The 16,835-nt window shown below is 67.1% G+C and carries 16 protein-coding genes and 1 tRNA gene; 6 read left to right on the top strand and 11 right to left on the bottom strand.

The genetic code is table 11. From position 1 onward, the window contains the following. Positions 1 to 28: 28 nt before the first annotated feature. Positions 29 to 172 carry a photosystem II reaction center protein K gene (locus CB0101_RS09680; protein ID WP_010312123.1) on the top strand — a complete coding sequence of 48 codons (144 nt, stop codon included), beginning with the start codon at positions 29 to 31 and terminating at the stop codon, positions 170 to 172. Positions 173 to 286: 114 nt separating this feature from the next. On the opposite strand, the gene CB0101_RS09675 is transcribed toward CB0101_RS09680, so the two are convergent. Next, on the bottom strand, positions 287 to 976 hold the full coding sequence (locus tag CB0101_RS09675; protein ID WP_010312124.1) for a WecB/TagA/CpsF family glycosyltransferase: 690 nt from the start codon (positions 974 to 976) through the stop codon (positions 287 to 289). Positions 977 to 1,113: 137 nt separating this feature from the next. Between CB0101_RS09675 and CB0101_RS09670 the strand changes: the two genes are divergently transcribed. Next, positions 1,114 to 4,308 carry a glycoside hydrolase family 15 protein gene (locus CB0101_RS09670; RefSeq protein WP_136644078.1) on the top strand — a complete coding sequence of 1,065 codons (3,195 nt, stop codon included), beginning with the start codon at positions 1,114 to 1,116 and terminating at the stop codon, positions 4,306 to 4,308. Here CB0101_RS09670 and CB0101_RS09665 read toward each other — a convergent pair. The 5 genes from CB0101_RS09665 to CB0101_RS09645 all read right to left on the bottom strand — a co-directional run bounded on the left by CB0101_RS09665 (position 4,305) and on the right by CB0101_RS09645 (position 8,284). Then, the gene (locus tag CB0101_RS09665; protein WP_029553166.1) at positions 4,305 to 5,297 is read right to left on the bottom strand and encodes a Gfo/Idh/MocA family protein; all 993 of its coding nucleotides are present in this window, start codon (positions 5,295 to 5,297) and stop codon (positions 4,305 to 4,307) included. The genes CB0101_RS09670 and CB0101_RS09665 overlap by 4 nt on opposite strands. A 64-nt stretch (positions 5,298 to 5,361) precedes the next feature. Then, on the bottom strand, positions 5,362 to 6,654 hold the full coding sequence (locus CB0101_RS09660; protein WP_010312144.1) for a hemolysin family protein: 1,293 nt from the start codon (positions 6,652 to 6,654) through the stop codon (positions 5,362 to 5,364). 56 nt (positions 6,655 to 6,710) lie between these two features. Then, positions 6,711 to 7,577, bottom strand: a complete 867-nt coding sequence (locus CB0101_RS09655) for an FKBP-type peptidyl-prolyl cis-trans isomerase (RefSeq protein WP_010312146.1) — start codon at positions 7,575 to 7,577, stop codon at positions 6,711 to 6,713. Positions 7,578 to 7,648: 71 nt separating this feature from the next. Next, positions 7,649 to 7,721, bottom strand: a tRNA-Ile gene (locus CB0101_RS09650). Positions 7,722 to 7,744: 23 nt separating this feature from the next. Further along, positions 7,745 to 8,284, bottom strand: a complete 540-nt coding sequence (locus CB0101_RS09645; RefSeq protein ID WP_010312148.1) for a hypothetical protein — start codon at positions 8,282 to 8,284, stop codon at positions 7,745 to 7,747. A 61-nt stretch (positions 8,285 to 8,345) separates the two neighbouring features. Here CB0101_RS09645 and pyrE point away from each other — a divergent pair, with 61 nt between their 5' ends. Further along, positions 8,346 to 8,939, top strand: coding sequence for an orotate phosphoribosyltransferase (pyrE, locus tag CB0101_RS09640; protein WP_010312150.1), 594 nt, complete (start codon positions 8,346 to 8,348; stop codon positions 8,937 to 8,939). Then, on the top strand, positions 8,936 to 9,838 hold the full coding sequence (locus tag CB0101_RS09635) for a folate-binding protein YgfZ (protein WP_010312152.1): 903 nt from the start codon (positions 8,936 to 8,938) through the stop codon (positions 9,836 to 9,838). The genes pyrE and CB0101_RS09635 overlap by 4 nt, the downstream gene beginning before the upstream one ends. 6 nt (positions 9,839 to 9,844) lie before the next feature. On the opposite strand, the gene CB0101_RS09630 is transcribed toward CB0101_RS09635, so the two are convergent. After that, on the bottom strand, positions 9,845 to 11,323 hold the full coding sequence (locus CB0101_RS09630; RefSeq protein WP_010312154.1) for a TM0106 family RecB-like putative nuclease: 1,479 nt from the start codon (positions 11,321 to 11,323) through the stop codon (positions 9,845 to 9,847). A gap of 103 nt (positions 11,324 to 11,426) precedes the next feature. On the opposite strand from CB0101_RS09630, the gene CB0101_RS09625 reads away from it, so the two are divergent. Together CB0101_RS09625 and rdgB are read left to right on the top strand one after the other, a co-directional pair. Next, on the top strand, positions 11,427 to 12,896 hold the full coding sequence (locus tag CB0101_RS09625) for a phosphomannomutase (protein WP_010312156.1): 1,470 nt from the start codon (positions 11,427 to 11,429) through the stop codon (positions 12,894 to 12,896). Next, positions 12,896 to 13,498, top strand: a complete 603-nt coding sequence (gene rdgB / locus CB0101_RS09620; RefSeq protein ID WP_010312158.1) for an RdgB/HAM1 family non-canonical purine NTP pyrophosphatase — start codon at positions 12,896 to 12,898, stop codon at positions 13,496 to 13,498. The genes CB0101_RS09625 and rdgB overlap by 1 nt, the downstream gene beginning before the upstream one ends. On the opposite strand, the gene CB0101_RS09615 is transcribed toward rdgB, so the two are convergent. From CB0101_RS09615 to hisB, 4 genes are all read right to left on the bottom strand, one after another. Next, positions 13,483 to 14,163 (bottom strand): SIMPL domain-containing protein, encoded by a 681-nt coding sequence (locus tag CB0101_RS09615; protein ID WP_010312160.1) that lies wholly within the window; start codon positions 14,161 to 14,163, stop codon positions 13,483 to 13,485. The two genes, rdgB and CB0101_RS09615, sit on opposite strands and share 16 nt — an antisense overlap. Positions 14,164 to 14,270: 107 nt before the next feature. Continuing rightward, positions 14,271 to 14,567 carry a YciI family protein gene (locus CB0101_RS09610; RefSeq protein ID WP_010312162.1) on the bottom strand — a complete coding sequence of 99 codons (297 nt, stop codon included), beginning with the start codon at positions 14,565 to 14,567 and terminating at the stop codon, positions 14,271 to 14,273. Next, positions 14,567 to 16,033: a carotenoid oxygenase family protein gene (locus tag CB0101_RS09605; protein WP_010312164.1), complete on the bottom strand. Its 1,467-nt coding sequence runs from the start codon at positions 16,031 to 16,033 to the stop codon at positions 14,567 to 14,569. The genes CB0101_RS09610 and CB0101_RS09605 overlap by 1 nt, the downstream gene beginning before the upstream one ends. Before the next feature lie 192 nt (positions 16,034 to 16,225). Continuing rightward, entirely contained in the window at positions 16,226 to 16,828 is a 603-nt protein-coding gene (gene hisB, locus CB0101_RS09600; RefSeq protein ID WP_029553167.1) for an imidazoleglycerol-phosphate dehydratase HisB, read from the bottom strand. Positions 16,829 to 16,835: the final 7 nt, after the last annotated feature.

The following is a 16,835-nucleotide window of genomic DNA, read 5'->3' as shown; positions in this document are numbered from 1 at the left end:
TCCGCCTCTAGCCAACGAACATTCCGGGATGGCCGCCTACGCCCTGCAGACCCTGGCCCAGCTGCCCGAGGCCTATCAGGCCTTCGCGCCACTGGTGGACATCCTGCCGATCATTCCCCTGTTCTTCCTGCTGCTGGCCTTCGTGTGGCAGGCCTCGGTGGGCTTCCGCTGAAGCCAGCAACTTGATTCTGAACCGCTGAGAACAGATCTCGGCAATTCAAGAGGCGGCGGTGGGGGCCAGGCTCCCACCGCTTTTTGCTGACTAGGTCTGAGCAACGGCCCTGAATCAGCCGCGCCGCAGCACCGCCCAAGCAAACGCAGGCAGGGCCAACATGCGCCGCCAGCGGCTGGGCTCCTGAATGAGGCGATAGAGCCACTCGATCTGCAGCCGGCCCATCCACTTCGGCGCACGCTCCTTGGCGCCAGACCACACATCAAAGCTTCCGCCCACGCCCATCCACAGCCCTGGCTGGCCCGCGTGAAGCCGCTGGATCCAGGTTTCCTGGCGGGGCACCCCCAGGGCTGCCAACACCAGATCCGGCCGGGCTTGCTGCAGCTGCTGCTCAATGCCCGGCCACTGCTCCGGGTCTTGATAGCCATGGATGGCGAAGGCCAGATCGAGCTGCGGGATCTCGGCCTGCAACCGCTCCACCAACCGCTCCATCACCTCGGGGCTGGCCCCCACCAGCGCCACCCGCCAATGGTGGGCTGCGGCGTACACCAACAGCTGGCGAGCCAGCTCAATGCCGGGGCTACGGCGCACGCGGTAGCCCTGGCGCCCGAGAGCCCACACCACACCCGCCCCATCGGGGATCACCAGATCGGCCTGGGCGATGGCAGCGCCGAGCTCCGGATTGGCCCGGGCGGCCATGGTCATTTCGGCGTTGAGCGTCACGATCTGGCCGCCGCCGCGCTGCTTGAGCTCCAGTGCCGCCGCAAACACATTGCTGCTCACCGCCACCTGCACGCCCAGCACTGATGTGACCGTCCAGGACGGCGGATCAGCAGGGCCCGTAAAGCCAGTGCGGGACGCATCCGTCGCCATTGATGCCATCGAGCGCAGAGGCCACACGAGAGAATCTATGGCTGCAGCCCGGTTTCGCCGCGCCCACGATGCTCAGCAGCGCACCCACGGCCAGCCCCGCAGCCCCACTGCAGCTCAGTGCGGCTGAAGCCTGGCAGCGCCTGCAGGAGCTCGATACCCAGATCAACCGCGTGGTGCTCCAGCGCCAGCACCCGATCACCGGCCTGTTGCCCGCCAGCACCGCCCACACCGTGCATGGCAATTACGGCGATGCCTGGGTGCGCGATTGCGTATATTCGATCCAGTGCGTGTGGGGCCTGGCGCTGGCTCACCGCCGCCTGAGCGGCGCAAGCACCCGGGTGTTCGAGCTGGAGCAGCGCGTGCTGCAGCTGATGCGCGGCCTGCTCAACGCGATGCTGCGCCAGGCCCCGAAGGTGGAGCGCTTCAAGCACAGCCTGCAGCCGCTCGATGCGCTGCACGCCAAATACGACACCGGCAGCGGCGAACCGGTGGTGCCGGATGACGGCTGGGGCCATCTGCAGCTCGATGCCACGGCCCTCTTTCTGCTGCAACTCGCCCAGCTGACCCGCTCGGGACTGGTGGTGGTGCAGACCAGCCACGAGCGCGATTTCATCCAAAACCTGGTGTATTACGTGGCCCGCGCCTACCGCGTGCGCGACTACGGCATCTGGGAGCGGGGCGACAAGGGCAATCACGGCCTGCCCGAACGCAACGCCAGCTCGATCGGCTTGGTGAAGGCGGCGCTGGAAGCCCTCGAAGGGCTCGATCTCTATGGGCCCCATGGCAACGGTCAGTGCAGCCTGCACATCCCCCACGACGCGATCGTGCGATTGCGCCGCGCCCTCACCGGCCTGCTGCCGCGGGAATCCGCCAGCAAAGAGGTGGATGCGGCCTGCCTCTCGGTGATCGGCTACCCCGCCTGGGCCGTGGAGGATCCCGAGCTGGTGGAGCGCACCCGCCGCAAGATCCGCAACGAGCTGGGCGGGCCCTACGGCTACAAGCGCTTCCGCCGCGACGGTCACCAGACCGTGGTGGAAGACCACAACCGGCTCCACTACGAGCGCGAGGAGCTGGCCCAGTTCGAGCACATCGAATGCGAGTGGCCGCTGTTCCTGGCCTATGAGCTGATCACCGCCTGCTGCGAGGAGCGCTGGACGGAGGCCTGGCAGTGGCGTGAGCGGCTGCACCAAGTGGCTGTGGATGTGGATGGGGTGGAGCTCCTGCCGGAGCTCTATGTGGTGCCCAAAGCAGCGGTGGAAGCCGAGCGACTTCAGCCCGGCAGCCAGGCGCGCGTGCCCAACGAAAACGTGCCGCTGCTCTGGACCCAGAGCCTCACCTGGTTGGGCGATCTGATGTTGCTGGGGCTGCTGCAGCCCGAGGATCTCGACCCGAGCGGCCGGCGCCTGGGCTGCAGCCTGGGGGCTGATCAGGTGCTGGTGAGCTTCGTGCCGGCACGCGAGCACATTGCTGCTGCCCTCGAGCAGGCTGGTCTGGCGGTGACCCGCCCGGGTGAGGTGGCGATCGCCAGTTCCGCCGAACTGGGTGAGCGGATGGCGGCCGTGGGCGCCAACGCGCGGCTGGGCCTGAGCGGCCACCCACCACTGCGGATGGAAACGATGGTGACGGCCCGGCTGTATCGCCAGGGCGGCCAAGCGCTGGCCTTTCTGCCGGCGGTGTTGGAAGAGAGCACCTATTACCTCTCCGACGATCCCGAGCTGCTGGTGGATGCGGTGGAGAGCGAGATCAGCCAGCTGCAGCGCCATTGGCGTGGCGTGGGTGCACCGCTGCTGCTCATCCCCGTGGAGGAAGGCCCCTTCCAGCGGAACCCCGATTCCTTCCTGCGCCTCGGCGAGCAGCTGCGCAGTGGCCTGATGCACGGCGTGGCGGTGCAGCTGGCACCGCTCCGGGAGCTGATGGAGCAGGCCAGCTGGGCCGAGCTGCCGGAGCACGCCACACCGCAGGGCTCGCGTCCAGCGCCAAGCGCGCCCGCTCTGCTGCAAGCCAGCACGGAGCAGCAACCGCTCACCGCTGCGGAGGAACAGGAACTGGAGGAGTCGGCGGTAGAGGCGCTCACCGAGCGGCTCTGGCAGAGCCACTCGCTCACGGAGCAGGCGGAATTGCTCGAGCAGCTGGTGCATCGCCTCGGCTTGGAGGCCGAGCTCAGCGGCCCCGGCGGCAGTGCCACACCGCAGACGCTGCTGGAGGAGATCTACCGGCGAGCCCTGGCCGATGCCAATTGGAACGTGGTGCGCCGCTGCGCCGGCTCCCTGGGTCTGGTGCACCCGCAACTGGAAGATGCCCTCACCGACCTGCTGGTGCGCCAGAAGCAGGTGGTGGTAGGCCGCAACTACACCAGCGAGTCCTTGCTCAGCCAGCCCACGGGCAGCCTGGCGATCGCGGCGATGATTCAGCGCTACAGCGGCGAAGACGGCCGCGAGTGGATGTTGCAGCAGGAGCTGCTGCTCGCCCTCGATGGCGTGGCCCGGCGGAAACCGGCCCTGCTCAGCGGCAGCCTCACCCTGCAGCTTGGCCAACTGCTGCTGTTGCTCACCAGTGAACTGGCGGGCGAGCGCGACCTCACACCGATCGAAGCCTTCGAGGCCCTCTGTGATGAGCCACCCCACGCGATCCGCCGCCGCCTGCAACAGGTGTTGCGCGATGTGGAACACGCCAAGGCAGCCCTGCAGCGCAAGGAGCAGCTGCATGTGAGCGGCCGGGTGCGCTGGGAAGCGCCCGATCCACTGGAGGAGCTCCCCAAGAGCGGCTGCTGGCTCCAACACCGCGAACGCATGGGCGCGCTGCAGATCGTGCCGCGCAACTTCCACCCCGGCATCTGGGAACTGCTGCACCACTGCCGCGGCCTCGTGATTGGCGACAAGCTGGAGCGCCGCAACCGGCTCGAAAGCGCCTTGCTCAAGGAGAAGACGCCGGGCGAGCGCAACTTCGCCACCCACGTGGAACACCTGCTCAGCAAGATCGAAGCACCGGAATACCGCCGCCTCTGCATCGAAACGTTGGTCACCCTGATTGCCTTCGTGGATGCCAACCCCCAGGTGCGCTTCGACGACGATCTGGCTCTGGATGTGGTGGTCGGCCACGCCGTGCGGGTGGGCTGGCAGCAACAGCACCCTGAGCAAGCTCCTGAGGACTACCCGACCCACAAGGCAGAAGCCTGGGACAGCTTCTACCGCTCATCACCCGCCCAGTGCCGCCGCTGGCAACTGCTGGCCCTGAAGGAACTGGCGGAACTGCAGCCGGCCTAGATCGGATCCGCCAGGGTCATGCAGAGCGTGGGCTGCTCCACGCACTGCTCGATCAGGTCGGCCAGCAGCAGGGCGCGGGAGGCCTGGGGGCCATCCACCGCAGGCTGCTCCAGGCCGCGCACGCACTGAAGGAAGTGCTCCAGCTCCGCCACCAGCGGATCCACCGGAGAGGTGCTCACCTCTTCGATAAAGCCGTCGTTGCGATAGAGCAGCTCACCGTGATCAGCCGTGAACGACAGCTGAGTGCGGCGGTGGATCTGAAGGGTGCGGTTGAGGAAGTCGGTCTCCACCAGGGCGCTACGGCAGTGGGCCGACAGGCTGCGGATCTTGCGGTGGGCCATCTTGCTGGCCGTGAGGCTCGCCACCACGCCATTGGCAAAGCCCAGGGTGGCGTTCACGTAATCGATCGGGCCTTCGGCGCTGCGGCCACCGGCGGCGGCGAGGCGCACCACCTTGGAACCGGCCACTTCGAGCACTAGGTCGATGTCGTGGATCATCAGATCCAGCACCACTGACACATCGTTGGCGCGGTCCGGGTTGGGGCTGTGGCGTCGGGCCTCCAGCACCACCACGTCCTCATTCGCCACCACCTTCACGAGCTCGCGGAAGGCGGGGTTGAAGCGCTCGATGTGGCCCACCTGCAGCAGCCGGCCGGCCCGATCAGCCGCAGCGCTCAGTTCAGTGGCCTCCTCCTGGGTGGCGGCGATCGGCTTCTCGATCAGCACGTGCACGCCCGCGTTGAAACAGGCCATGCCCACGCGGTGGTGGAGCAGGGTGGGCACGGCGATGCACACCGCCTCCACCTCGCTCAGCATCTCCTCGTAGCTGGCGAACCAGCGGCAGCCGAACTGCTCAACGGCCAGCCGGCCGCGATCCGGATCAGGGTCGGCCACACCCACCAGCTCGGCATCGCGGAGCAGGCTGAGCACCCGGGCGTGGTGCCAGCCCATGTTTCCGATTCCGATCACTCCAACGCGAACCGGCTTCATGGCGCTGGCGATCTGACGCAGCGATTATCGACGATCAACGGGCTCCGCCACGGGCCGCCGCCGATCAGCTTTCCTCAAGTTCCAGCTCCACAGCCCGGCGGGTGATCTCCACCCGCTCGATACGCGGGCCATCCATCGCCATGATTAAAAACTGATGGCCCTTCCAGCGCAGGCTCTCGCCCGGAGCGGGGATGTGCTGCAGACGCTCCAGCAGGAACCCGGCCAAGGTGTGGTGCTCATCGGATTCGGGCAGCTGCAGGCCCAGTTCGCGGTTGAGCTCATAGATCTCCAGATCACCGGCCACCAGCCAGCTGTGCTCCTGGAGCTGCTGGAGATCGTCTTCCGGATTTTCGGGATCTTCCTCATCGCCCACGATCTCGCTGGTGAGATCGGAGATGGTCACCAGGCCTTCGGTGCCGCCGTGCTCATCCACCACCACCAGCAGCGGTTCGCCGCTGCGGATCACGGGCAGCAATTCGGCCAGCGGGGTGGTCTCCTGCACCTTCGTTACGGGAGTGACATAGGGCGCTAAGGGTGAATCGCTGCGCAGCAGTCCTTTGGCGATCGGTTCGGCCAGGCGACGCAGGTCGAGCAGACCGCGCACATCGTCGAGGGAGCTGCCGATCACGGGGAAGCGGGCGTGGTGGGTGCTGTGCACCGCCTCCATCAGTTCCGCAAAGCGCACCTCGAGCGGCAGGGTGACCATGCCGGAGCGGGGCACCATCACCTCCCGCACCTGGGTATCGCGCAGGGAAAACAGGCCTTCGAGCATGTCGCGCTCATCAGGCATCAGGCCGATCACGCTGTTGGATTCGATCAGCGTTTCCAGCTCACCGGCCGAGAGGGCCGGCACCAGCTCATCCCAATTGCGTGGCAAGCCCAGGAGCCGCAGCAGACCATTGCCCAAGCGCTCGAGCACCACCAGCAGTGGACCCAAGCTGCGCATCACCGCCTCGAGCACCGGCGCCAGGCGCAGGGCGCTGGCTTCGGGGCGATGCAGCACCCATGCCTTGGGCACCAGGCCACCCAGCAGGGTGGCCAGCACCACCAGAGCCAGGAACAGCACCCCATCGAGCCAGGCCTGCCCCAGCCAGGCACCGGCGGGTCCGGTGGCCCAACGCTCCGCCAGGCCCCGACCCGTCCAACCCAGGGCCACCAGGGCCAGGGTCATCCCCAGTTGCGTGGTGACCAACGCTCGCCGCAACCGCCGCTGGAGCCGAGCAACAGCCGTCGCCCCACGTTCGCCATCGGCCTCGAGCAATTGCACCCGGGTGGGCCGCAGCCGGATCAGGGCAAATTCCGAGGCAGCGAAGAAGGCCAGCAGGAGCAGCAGGGCCGCCGGTGCCAGAAATCGCATCGGGTTCAGATGGGTGTGGCGTGCAGGAAGCCAGCGTGATTCAAGCCAAGCACTGCTCAGAACAACAAGCTGCTGGCGCTGAATCGGTTGACCCCTGGCAACAGAATCTCCAGATCAGCGCGACCATTGCCATCAGCGTCCAGCTGGAGGGATCCAGCAGCAAAGCGAACCTCACCGGCCTCACGACTGAAGGGCTTCTTACCGATATAGACAACGGCATCACTCAAAGCCGAGAGATCAACTTTGTCGCTCGAGCGCTGAAAACCAAGGATCTGATCCTGTTTGCCGCGCTTCGGAAGGGAATCAGTGAACGCCGAATACACATATCGATTGGCACCTGGCCCACCAATCAGCACATCAGCCTGGGCTCCGCCTTCGAGCACATCATTCCCGCTCAAGCCAATCAGCAGATCTTTCGTCTCACCACCGGCGAGGGAGTCATCGGTACCGGCACCGATCTTGCGGGCATCCATCTTCATCGCGAGCTTCTCAGCCTGAGCAGCGATTTTTTTGCTAACCCCAAGCTCTTGGTAGCTCGGGTAGATCGCCTTGGACGCACCATCTGGAATCGCACCCACTAGCTCCACCCGAAAGCGAAGCGGGGCATCAGGTGGTATCGAAGGCGGTGCGCCTGCATTTCCATAGGCCAGGTCGGCTGGGATCGTGAGGTCGAGCACCTCGCCTAATCGACGGCCGGCGAGAGCCTGATCCCAGCCCTGGATCACCTGACCGCTGCCCAAGATGAAGGTGAACAGCGACCTCGACGGCACCGGTGCGAAATCGGCGAAGTCGTAATTCGCATCAAACGGGGTGCCCTCACCATTCACCAACGTCCCGGAATAGAGCACTCCCAACAAATCACCGGCTCGCACCACAGGCCCCTTGGACGCACGGAGCACATTGATCGCGAGATCTGTTGCCATCACCCATCCAGGCCGAATGCCTGAAGCACAATTCCCGGTAACACTAAGGGGCTTTTCCGTGCCTCAAGAAATGGGGGTCGCGAGGATCGAACTCGCCTAAGGCGGATTATGAGTCCGCTGCATTCACCAGATTGCTAGACCCCCACGCGGCGAACCGCTGGGCTGGTTTACCACAGGCCCCGGATCACCCGCGAGCCGGGTTGCGGCCAGCTGGGCGGAGGAGCAGCCTGGGCATTGCAGCTGCCTTGGGGCAGGCCCTGGCAGAAGCCGTTGTTCACATCCGCGGTGCGCCAGGGCATCGGGTTGCTCTGCTGCTCCAGCAGCACCTGATACGTGTTCTCCAAAGCAGAGCCGTCCCACACGATCGTTTGATCGGGGAAGCCGAAGCCCATCACCTTGGTGCCGTCTCCGCCGCCCATGGCGATCCCGAGGATGTCGGTGATCTGGTGGGTGATGTCGATCCCGCGGGCATAGGGGGAGGTGTAGCTGTAGAAGCGGCGCTCCACCAGTTGCGGGGTAGTGACCACTGGGCCGCAGCGGGTCACCTCCACCGGCCCGGAGGCATTCATGCCGGCAGAGCCGGATCCCGCCAGAGGCGCTTCAAGGGTGGTGGTGCACACCACTGGCCCGGCCGCCGCAGGCTGCAGCCATGCACCCGCCAACAGCGCCGGCACCACCGCCAGCGCGACACCGCCACCCCGACCCATTGATCTCCCGCGACACAGGCTGGGCGCAAACTAGACAGCTCAACCGCCTGACGCCAGAGGCATGACCCAGCTGCCACCCCTTCCCCAGGCCAGCACTGAGCAACGCCAGCTGCTGTTGCGGCTCCTGGCGGAGCGGGCTTACCGGCACGGCACCTTCACCCTGGCCTCGGGCCGCACCAGCAATCACTACGTGAACTGCAAGCCCGTGAGCCTGAGCGGCGAAGGGCTAGCGCTGCTCTCAGCCCAGATGTTGGAGCTGGTGGAGCCGGATGCCGTGGCCGTGGCCGGCCTCACCCTCGGCGCCGATCCCCTGGTGAGCGGCGTGGCGGTGGCAGCAGCCCTGAGCGGCCGCGCCCTCGATGCGCTGATCGTGCGCAAGGAGGCCAAAGGCCATGGCACCGGCGCCTGGCTGGAAGGCCCCCTGCCCGAACCCGGCAGCTGCATCACCGTGTTGGAAGACGTGGTGACCACCGGCGGCTCATCACTCAAAGCCGTGAACCAGCTGCGGGAAGCGGGTTACACAGTGAAGCGGGTGGTCACGATCGTGGACCGCCAGGAAGGCGGCCTCGAGGCGATGACCGCTGCAGGCCTGGAGCTGCAAAGCCTGTTCCTCCTTGAAGAGGTGGCCGCCGTATCGGCAGCCAGCCGCTCATGAGCACCGCCAGCCCAGCCCGCTGGAGCACCCCGATCAGCTGCATCCGCTTGGAGGGGGCCGATGCCCGGCGCTTCCTGCATGGCCAGAGCAGCCAGGCGATCGAGCTAGCCCCCAGCGGCGCCTGCCTGCCCACCTGCCTCATCAGCCCCACCGGCCGCATGCGCGCCCTGGCGCTGGTGCGCCTCGACGACACGGGCGCCGATCTGCTGGTGCTGGACGGCGATGGCGCGGCGGTGCATCAGGCCCTGGATCGGGTGTTGTTCCCCGCAGACCGGGTGAAGCTGGGTGCATTCGAGCCCGCCACGCTGGTGCGCTGGATCGGCGATGCAGCCAGTGAGCCTGGCCCGCAGCTGCTGAACCCTGGCGTGGATCTAGGCGCGGGCGCCGAGCAACCGGCCTGGCTGCAGCAACCCGGTGAGGCTTTGCCAGCCTGGCTAGAAGCCCTGCCGGAGCTCAGCGCCGAGGCCACGGAACAGCAACGGCTGCGCCAGGGATTCCCCGCCGCCCCGAGCGAACTCAACGACACCACCAACCCCTTCGAGCTGGGGCTCGCCCCCTGGGTGAGCCTCAACAAGGGCTGCTATGTAGGCCAAGAAACCCTGGCCAAGCTCGCCACCTACGACGGCGTGAAACAGCAGCTGCGCCATTGGCGCTGCAGCGATGCCGGCTCTGCGGCAGTCTCCGCCTGTGCCCCTGGCACCAGCCTCACCACAGAGGCTGGCGAGCGGGCTGGCGTGATCACATCGGCCTTGGCCGGGCCCGATGGCCTGGAGGGACTGGCCCTGGTGCGGCGCGGCGCCCTGGAGGAGCCGCAGCTTCTTGCTGGCGAGATGCCGCTGGAGATCAGCGTTCCAGCGGGGTTCATGGCGCCGCCGGTGGGTGCGGGCGGCCTGGGCTGAAGCTGCTCAGGGCTGCGCCGCCTCGTCCTGCTCCAGCAGCCACTGGGCCACCGCCCAAGTGGCCAAAGCATCGTCGTGGTTGTAGCGGAAGATCCGGCGCAGGTTTTGGCGGGAGCCGCGGCCATCGGGGCCATCACCACCAAGCCGCCAGCGCCGCCACCACAGCAAGGCCCGCGCCCCATCCACCCCCTGCTGCCGCCAGCGGAAGCCCAGCCAGCTGGCGGTGGCCTTGAGGCCATAACTGTTGGTGGGCATCCACCAGTGGCGGCGCAGCCGCAGGTGCACATCGATCAGTCGGCTGCGCAGCTCTGCGATCTGGCGCTCCTTGACCCCCTGGCGCTGGGCCAGACGCACCAAAGCGAGCAGCTCGGTTTCGCCGTAATGGAGCACGGGCCAGTCGGGATAGGCAGCCATCAAGCGCTGCAACCGCTGCCAGAGCCGCGCTTCACCGTGCTCCTGGAGTGCCAGCAGCGGGTGATACGGCGCCGCCGTGGCCGCTTCAGCCGTGGGCCAGCCGCCGCCCGGATCCCGAGGCAGCGGCACAAAGCCATGCAGGAAATCGTCGCGGGCGTCGGGGTCGGATTCGATGTCGTAGATCAGCACCCCCGGCGCCTCGGCCAACTCCGGTAGGGCTGCACCCGGATCCCGCCGCAGCGGCACCCCATCGCGTTGCACCCGCGCCTGGGTGACCAGCTGCTCAGCCATCTCGGCGTGCTGCTCGCCGTGCACCAGCAGTGCCTCGGCCAGCTGCTGTGGCTCAGCCGCCGCCAGGCGCTCCAGCCGGTCCACCCCGAGGTCGATCAACATCTCGCGCCGCTTGGCGCCGATACCGCTCACCTCGCTGAGATGCCCCTCGGCGGCCGCCACCTGATCACAGGCACCACGCCAACTGCAGAGCACGCATTTCTTGCGATCTGCCACCAGCGGCGGTGGCTCGGTGCGGGCTAGATCGCCGGCCAAACGGTCCAGGGCTTCCTCGAGCTGGCGGGGCAGGCTGCCGCTGAGGGCAAGCGTTTCCTTCTCCAAGCCCCGACCCGCTCCACTGAGCACCAACCCGTTGGCAACAGGCGCCTGCTGCTCCCCTTCCAACAGCCGGCCCCAGAGCGCCAACACCACACGGTGCTCGCGCGTGGTGCGGCGCCCTTGGCGAAAGATCACGGGCCGGTAGGCGTGCTCACCCCAACGGCTCCGGCCCTTCACCCGCTGCAGCAGGGGAGGGTGCGCCTCGACTGCCAATCCCCCCGCCTGGCCACGCAACCGCAGCCCCACCACAGCCGGTGCTCCCGCGGCTGCCGCCGCTTCCCCGCGCTGAGGCTTCTGCGGGAAAAGCGTTGAAAAACTGCGGCGCTGCTCATCAAGCTGCAGCTCGCGATGGGCCGTCCAGAGGCGTTGATCCGGGTCGCCGAACTGATCCAGCCAGGCGCGGCGCTTGCAGCGCAGCCAGCTGCGCAGCAGCCGGTCGTTGAGCGGGATCTCAGTGACCACGGGGCTCACGCTAGGTGGCCGTCTGGCCTGCCGGCACCTGGATGCCCGCAGGGGGGCAGGCCGGCTGCTAGCACCACCGGTAACGCCCTGTGCTCCTGCCCCGATGTCTGCTTCTGAGCCCCTGCCCCTGCAGGCCAGCCCGATCGCCTTCGGCACCGATGGCTGGCGCGGCATCCTCGGGGTGGACATCACCGTGGAGCGACTCCTGCCGGTGGCAGCAGCCGCCGCGCGCGAGCTGGAGTTTTCAGCGCCGGAGGGCCTGAACAGCCGCGAGATCGTGATCGGCTATGACCGCCGGTTCCTCGCACCGGAACTGGCTGAAGCCATCTGCAGCGCAGTGCGCGGGGCTGAGTTGGTGCCCGTGCTGGCGGAGGCTCCGATCCCCACCCCCGCCGCCAGCTGGGCGGTGGTGGAGCGTCAGGCCCTGGGGGCTCTGGTGATCACCGCCAGCCACAACCCGCCCGAATGGCTGGGGCTGAAGATCAAAGGCCCCTTCGGCGGCTCCGTGGAGGGGGACTTCACGCAGCGGGTGGAGCGTCGCCTCGAAGCCGGTGGCATCACCGTGCCGATCCCCGGCGACACGCTGCGCTTCGACGCCATGGGCACCTACCTAGCGGGCCTGAAGGCGAAGGTGAACACCGCTGCCCTCAGCGAAGGGCTCGAGCGGCTAGGCCTGCAGGTGATCGTCGACCCCATGCACGGCTCCGCCGCCGGTGGCCTCAGCCGCCTGCTGGAGGGTGCCGCCACCAGCGACCACCTGCGTGAGATCCGCTCCAACCGCGATCCCCTGTTCGGCGGCAATCCCCCCGAACCCTTGGCTCCTTACCTGCAGGAGCTGATCGCTGAGGTGCGTGCCTCCACCCTGGCCGGGCGGCCAGCGGTGGGGATTGTGTTCGATGGCGATGGCGATCGCATCGCCGCGGTGGATGAGCACGGCCGCTTCTGCAGCACCCAGCTGCTGATGCCCCTGTTCATCGACCACCTGGCCCGCGCCAAGGGTCTGCCGGGCAGCGTGATCAAAACGGTGAGCGGCTCCGATCTGATGCAGCTGGTGGCCGAGGACCTCGGCCGTCCGGTGATCGAAAAGGCGGTGGGCTTCAAATACATCGCCGCCGAGATGCTGGCCAGCGAGGTGCTGGTGGGCGGCGAGGAATCAGGCGGTGTGGGCTTCGGCGGCCACCTGCCCGAACGCGATGCGCTCTACGCGGCGCTGTTGCTGATCGAGGCTCTGGTGGAAGGCGGCAAACCCCTGGGCGAGCGGGTGAGCGAGCTGCAGCAGCGCTGCGGCGGTGCCGCGGCCTACGACCGCCTCGATCTACGCCTGCGCGACATGGCCACCCGCCAACGGCTGGAGCAGTTCCTCGTCGCTACACCACCTACCGAGGTGGCCGGTGCGGCCGTGCAGGAGGTGATCACCACCGATGGCGTGAAGCTGCGCTTAGGCCCCAGCCATTGGCTGATGCTGCGCTTCTCCGGCACCGAGCCCTTACTGCGCCTCTACTGCGAAGCCCCCAGCGATGCCCGCGTGGCCGAAGTACTCAGCTGGGCCCGCGAACTGGCGGAGGGGATCTGATGACCACCCTGGTGATCGCCAGCGGCAACGCCGGCAAAGTGCGCGAATTCGGGCGACTCCTGGCTGATCTCGGCCTCGAAGCCCAGCCGCAGCCTGAGGGCCTGGAGGTGGAGGAAACCGGCAGCACCTTTGCCGAGAACGCCCGGCTCAAAGCGGAAGCCGTGGCTCGCGCCACTGGCTGCTGGGCCCTGGCTGACGACTCCGGCCTCAGCGTGGATGCCCTCGGCGGCGCCCCCGGGGTGCATTCAGCGCGCTACGCCGACACCGACACAGCTCGGATCCAACGGCTGCTGCAGGAGTTAGCCGACGCAGGAGCGACAACACCTTCAGCTCGCAGCGCTCAATTCACGGCTGCCCTTGCCCTGGCCAGTCCAGAGGGAGAGGTGGTGTTGGAAGTGGAAGGGATCTGCCCCGGCACGATCCTCGAGGCCCCTCGCGGTGAGGGCGGCTTCGGCTACGACCCTGTGTTCTTCGTGCCCGAAGCCAAGTTCACCTTTGCGGAGATGCCCCATAGCCAGAAGGCTGAACTAGGACATCGGGGCCGAGCGTTTGCCGCCTTGAAACCGCAGCTGCGCGCAGCACTCGCTCAAGACAGGCAGTAGTCCAACCCCAGGCTCACGCTGCTCTGATGAGCCTGAGCTTCATCGGGATTGAAGCTGCTGCGCGCTGCCATCGCGTAAGGCATCGGACGGATCGAACCGCCGCCGCGTTGGTCGATGCGCAGGAGCTGCACCCGCCGCAGACCCAGCGCATCAGCCGTGGCCTGCGCCTGCCGCTGGCCGTCAGCCAGCGCCTCCCGCAGCAGCCGCGTGCGCAGCTGCGCCTCACTGCCACTGGCCGCTTCCGCAGTGAAGCCGCGCAGGTTCACGCCGGGCAACCGGCCAGCCGCCTGGATCAGGGCGTTGTAATTCGCCTTGCTCACCGTGCCCGACACCGTGGTGTTGGCCCGCTCCCGCAGCGGCCCCGCGCTACCGCCGCCGCTGCGATAGGTGGACGGCGCCGGAATCGTGAGCTTGCCACTGGCCAGGGGCGTGACCGCCTTGCGCACCGCTGCCAGGCGGGCATTCAGCTGATCGAGCGCCGCGGCCTTAGTGGGGGCTTCGGCCTCGAGGCCCAGGTTGAAGCTGAAGCGATCGAAGGCGGCACTGCCCTGCTCCTGCACCTGCAGTTGGAGCAGGGTGCCGTTGCAGCTGAGTGGCTGCGCCTGAACCGGCACCGCCAGCGGCAGGGCACTCAGAGCAACAGCAGCGAACCGGAGCGAAACCACGGGTGTCTGGGCATCTCCCTTGTGTCTAAGGGCAGCCCTGCGGAGCCGTGCAACTGCTCTTGCAGCGATCTGCAACCAGGTGCAACTGAACAAACCCCAACAAGCCTTCAGCCCACGCCCAGATCACCGACTGACGGCCGCCATTCCTGCAGCCGCCAGTCCACGCCGCCACTGCGCACCATCGGGTCTTGCAGCACCAAGGCTTCCGCCTCGGCGTAGTCGGCAGCCTGCAGCAGCAGCAGGCCGCCCCCACCAGGCTGCCCAACCCCATCCACCAAATAGCCGCTGCTGAGCACGGTCCCCGCCTCACGCAACTGCTCCACCCAGGCGCGATGCGCCTGCAGGTGGGGCTTCATCTCGGCATAGGAACGCAGGAAGGTTTCCTGCTTCACGAACCAGGGCATCAAGCCGCTGCAGGCGCCCAGCTGCCATGCAGGCCGTGGGGCACCGCCAGGGGCAGTTCCAGCAAGGCCACCTCCGCCATCGACGCTGCATCGAGAATCACCAGATCACTGGCGCAGCGGGCGCCGTTCCACACCAGGCAGAGCACCCAGCCGTCGTCTTCCGCCGTGGCACCAGGGCGGGACACCATCACCGGCTCACTCACAAACCCGCGCGGTGCGGCGCTCCACACCCGGCCTTCGCCAGTGCGGAGATCGAGCTTCTTGATCGCCTGCAGCGGATCGTTACCCCGCTCACGCTCGGCCACAGCCATCCAGCTCACGTGAGCATCCAAGCCCTGGCGAGCGGGGTTCACCATCGCAAATTCGCAGGTGCGGCCCTCAAGCAGCTCGCTCGTGACGCTTCCTTCGGTGAGGTTGATGCGGCAGCGCACCAGCTGGCCTTCGGGGATGCTCTCGAAATCCACCTGGCGGAAATCCACGTCGGGCCCGATCGAGGGGAAATCGGCGTAGTAGATCGAATCCACCACCAGTTCATCGCCCTCTTCAAACGCATTGAGGTGGTGGAACACAAAACCTTCCGGCGCAGCGATCTGGAGCGGCTCACGGCCAGCGGCGCTGCCTGAACTGCGGGGGATCAACCAGAACTGACCCTGCTCTCCAGGCTTGGAGCTAAGACACTGCGCTGCACCCTTCTGGCCCAGCACGAAGCCGGTGGGGTTGAAGGCCACAGCGTTCTGGAGGAACACCGCCCAATTCGGGGTGATGGCGAAGTCGTGCAGGAAGGCGAAGCCCTTGAAGCTGTGCTTGCTATCGGCCAGCAGCGTGCCCGCGCTGGAAAACTCCATCAACCGGATCGTGCTGCGCGGGCCCGCCTTCACGCCGAAGGTCACCATGCGGGGCTCGCCGTGATGGCCAGGATCGAAGCGGGGGTGGGCGCTGAAGGCCTCGCCCTTTTTCAGCAAGCCATCCAGGCGGCTGAGGCCCCGGGTTTCCAGGCTGTCGGGATCGAGGGCATGAGGCTCAGCCGCCTCCCACAGCGCTAGGAGCTGATCACCGAGGCGCACCACATGGGTGTTGGCGATGTTCTTGAGCCGCAGGTCGAAGGCATTGGCGGCGATGCCACCGGGTTTCTGGGTGCCGAACACACCGCGGTAGAGGAATTTGTCGGCCGCTTCCTCAGCCTGCCAACCCTCCGTGCGCACAAAACGGTTGCGCAGCTCCGCCTGGCCGCCCGCGAAGCGCAGGGCGGTGATCATGCCGTCGCCATCAAAGGGGTGATGCACCCAATGGCCGCCGCGCTCCAGCCGGCCCGGCCCATTGCGATAGAGCGTGCCCTCGAGCTCCGGCGGGATCGTGCCGCGCGCCGCGGTGAGCGTGACGCCATCGAGCTCCACGCCCACATTGCGGAAGGCGCTGGCCCAATCAGCGCGGTCGTAGGCGGGAGCGGCAGCAGGAGCAGCAGTCATCGAGGCAGCGGCGAGGGCGGACGCAGACCTTGATCATCGCGTAACGGAGTGTTAAGGCGCCGCGCCTATTCCCAAAACGCGCAACCATCCACGTGTGAACCCACAACTCACGGGATCTGAGCCCACTCGCAGACCGATCCCCAGATCCGTCTGCATGCACCGCCCCCTTCCTGGCGCCCTGCGCCGGTTGGATCAGGCCCCAGCCCGCTCCAGCACCCCTTTGCTGCTGGGCACCGCTCCGGCGCGGCGCGGATCCACTTCGGTGGCCTGGCGCAGCGCCCGCGCGAAGGCCTTAAAGCAGGCCTCCACGATGTGGTGCGAATTCACCCCATCGAGCTGGCGGATGTGCAGGGTGAGGCCGGAGTTGTTCACCACTGCCACGAAGAACTCCTTCACCAGTTCGGTGTCGTAAGTGCCGATCTTCTGAGCGGGGATCTGCAGGCCGAAGCTCAGGTGCGGGCGGCCGCTGCAATCGAGGGCAACCTGCACCAACGCTTCATCGAGGGGCGCCAGAAAGTGCCCGAAGCGATGGATCCCGCGCCGGTCTCCCAACGCCTGCGCCAAGGCCTGACCCACGGCGATGCCCACATCTTCATTGGTGTGGTGATCGTCGATGTGGGTGTCACCCACGGCGTTGATCTCCAGATCGATCAGCCCGTGGCTGCTGATCTGATGGAGCATGTGATCCAGGAACGGCACACCGGTGCTCACCGTGCAGCTGCCGCTGCCATCGAGGTTGACCTTGACGCGCACATCGGTTTCGCCGGTGACGCGGTGGATGTCGCCTGTGCGCATAACGATG

The sequence above is a fragment of the Synechococcus sp. CB0101 genome (assembly GCF_000179235.2).
GTDB lineage: Bacteria > Cyanobacteriota > Cyanobacteriia > PCC-6307 > Cyanobiaceae > Vulcanococcus.
Note: the sequence above shows the minus strand (reverse complement) of the source record. Positions and strands in the feature narration are given on the sequence as shown.

Excerpts from the sequence above, each read along its gene's own strand:
- CB0101_RS09680 (WP_010312123.1), top strand. The coding sequence starts at position 29 with ATGGCCGCCTACGCCCTGCAGACCCTGGCCCAGCTGCCCGAGGCCTAT.
- CB0101_RS09670 (WP_136644078.1), top strand. The coding sequence starts at position 1,114 with ATGCTCAGCAGCGCACCCACGGCCAGCCCCGCAGCCCCACTGCAGCTC.
- CB0101_RS09665 (WP_029553166.1), bottom strand. The coding sequence starts at position 5,297 with ATGAAGCCGGTTCGCGTTGGAGTGATCGGAATCGGAAACATGGGCTGG.
- CB0101_RS09660 (WP_010312144.1), bottom strand. The coding sequence starts at position 6,654 with ATGCGATTTCTGGCACCGGCGGCCCTGCTGCTCCTGCTGGCCTTCTTC.
- CB0101_RS09655 (WP_010312146.1), bottom strand. The coding sequence starts at position 7,577 with ATGGCAACAGATCTCGCGATCAATGTGCTCCGTGCGTCCAAGGGGCCT.
- CB0101_RS09645 (WP_010312148.1), bottom strand. The coding sequence starts at position 8,284 with ATGGGTCGGGGTGGCGGTGTCGCGCTGGCGGTGGTGCCGGCGCTGTTG.
- pyrE (WP_010312150.1), top strand. The coding sequence starts at position 8,346 with ATGACCCAGCTGCCACCCCTTCCCCAGGCCAGCACTGAGCAACGCCAG.
- CB0101_RS09635 (WP_010312152.1), top strand. The coding sequence starts at position 8,936 with ATGAGCACCGCCAGCCCAGCCCGCTGGAGCACCCCGATCAGCTGCATC.
- CB0101_RS09625 (WP_010312156.1), top strand. The coding sequence starts at position 11,427 with ATGTCTGCTTCTGAGCCCCTGCCCCTGCAGGCCAGCCCGATCGCCTTC.
- rdgB (WP_010312158.1), top strand. The coding sequence starts at position 12,896 with ATGACCACCCTGGTGATCGCCAGCGGCAACGCCGGCAAAGTGCGCGAA.
- CB0101_RS09610 (WP_010312162.1), bottom strand. The coding sequence starts at position 14,567 with ATGCCCTGGTTCGTGAAGCAGGAAACCTTCCTGCGTTCCTATGCCGAG.
- CB0101_RS09605 (WP_010312164.1), bottom strand. The coding sequence starts at position 16,033 with ATGACTGCTGCTCCTGCTGCCGCTCCCGCCTACGACCGCGCTGATTGG.
- hisB (WP_029553167.1), bottom strand. The coding sequence starts at position 16,828 with ATGCGCACAGGCGACATCCACCGCGTCACCGGCGAAACCGATGTGCGC.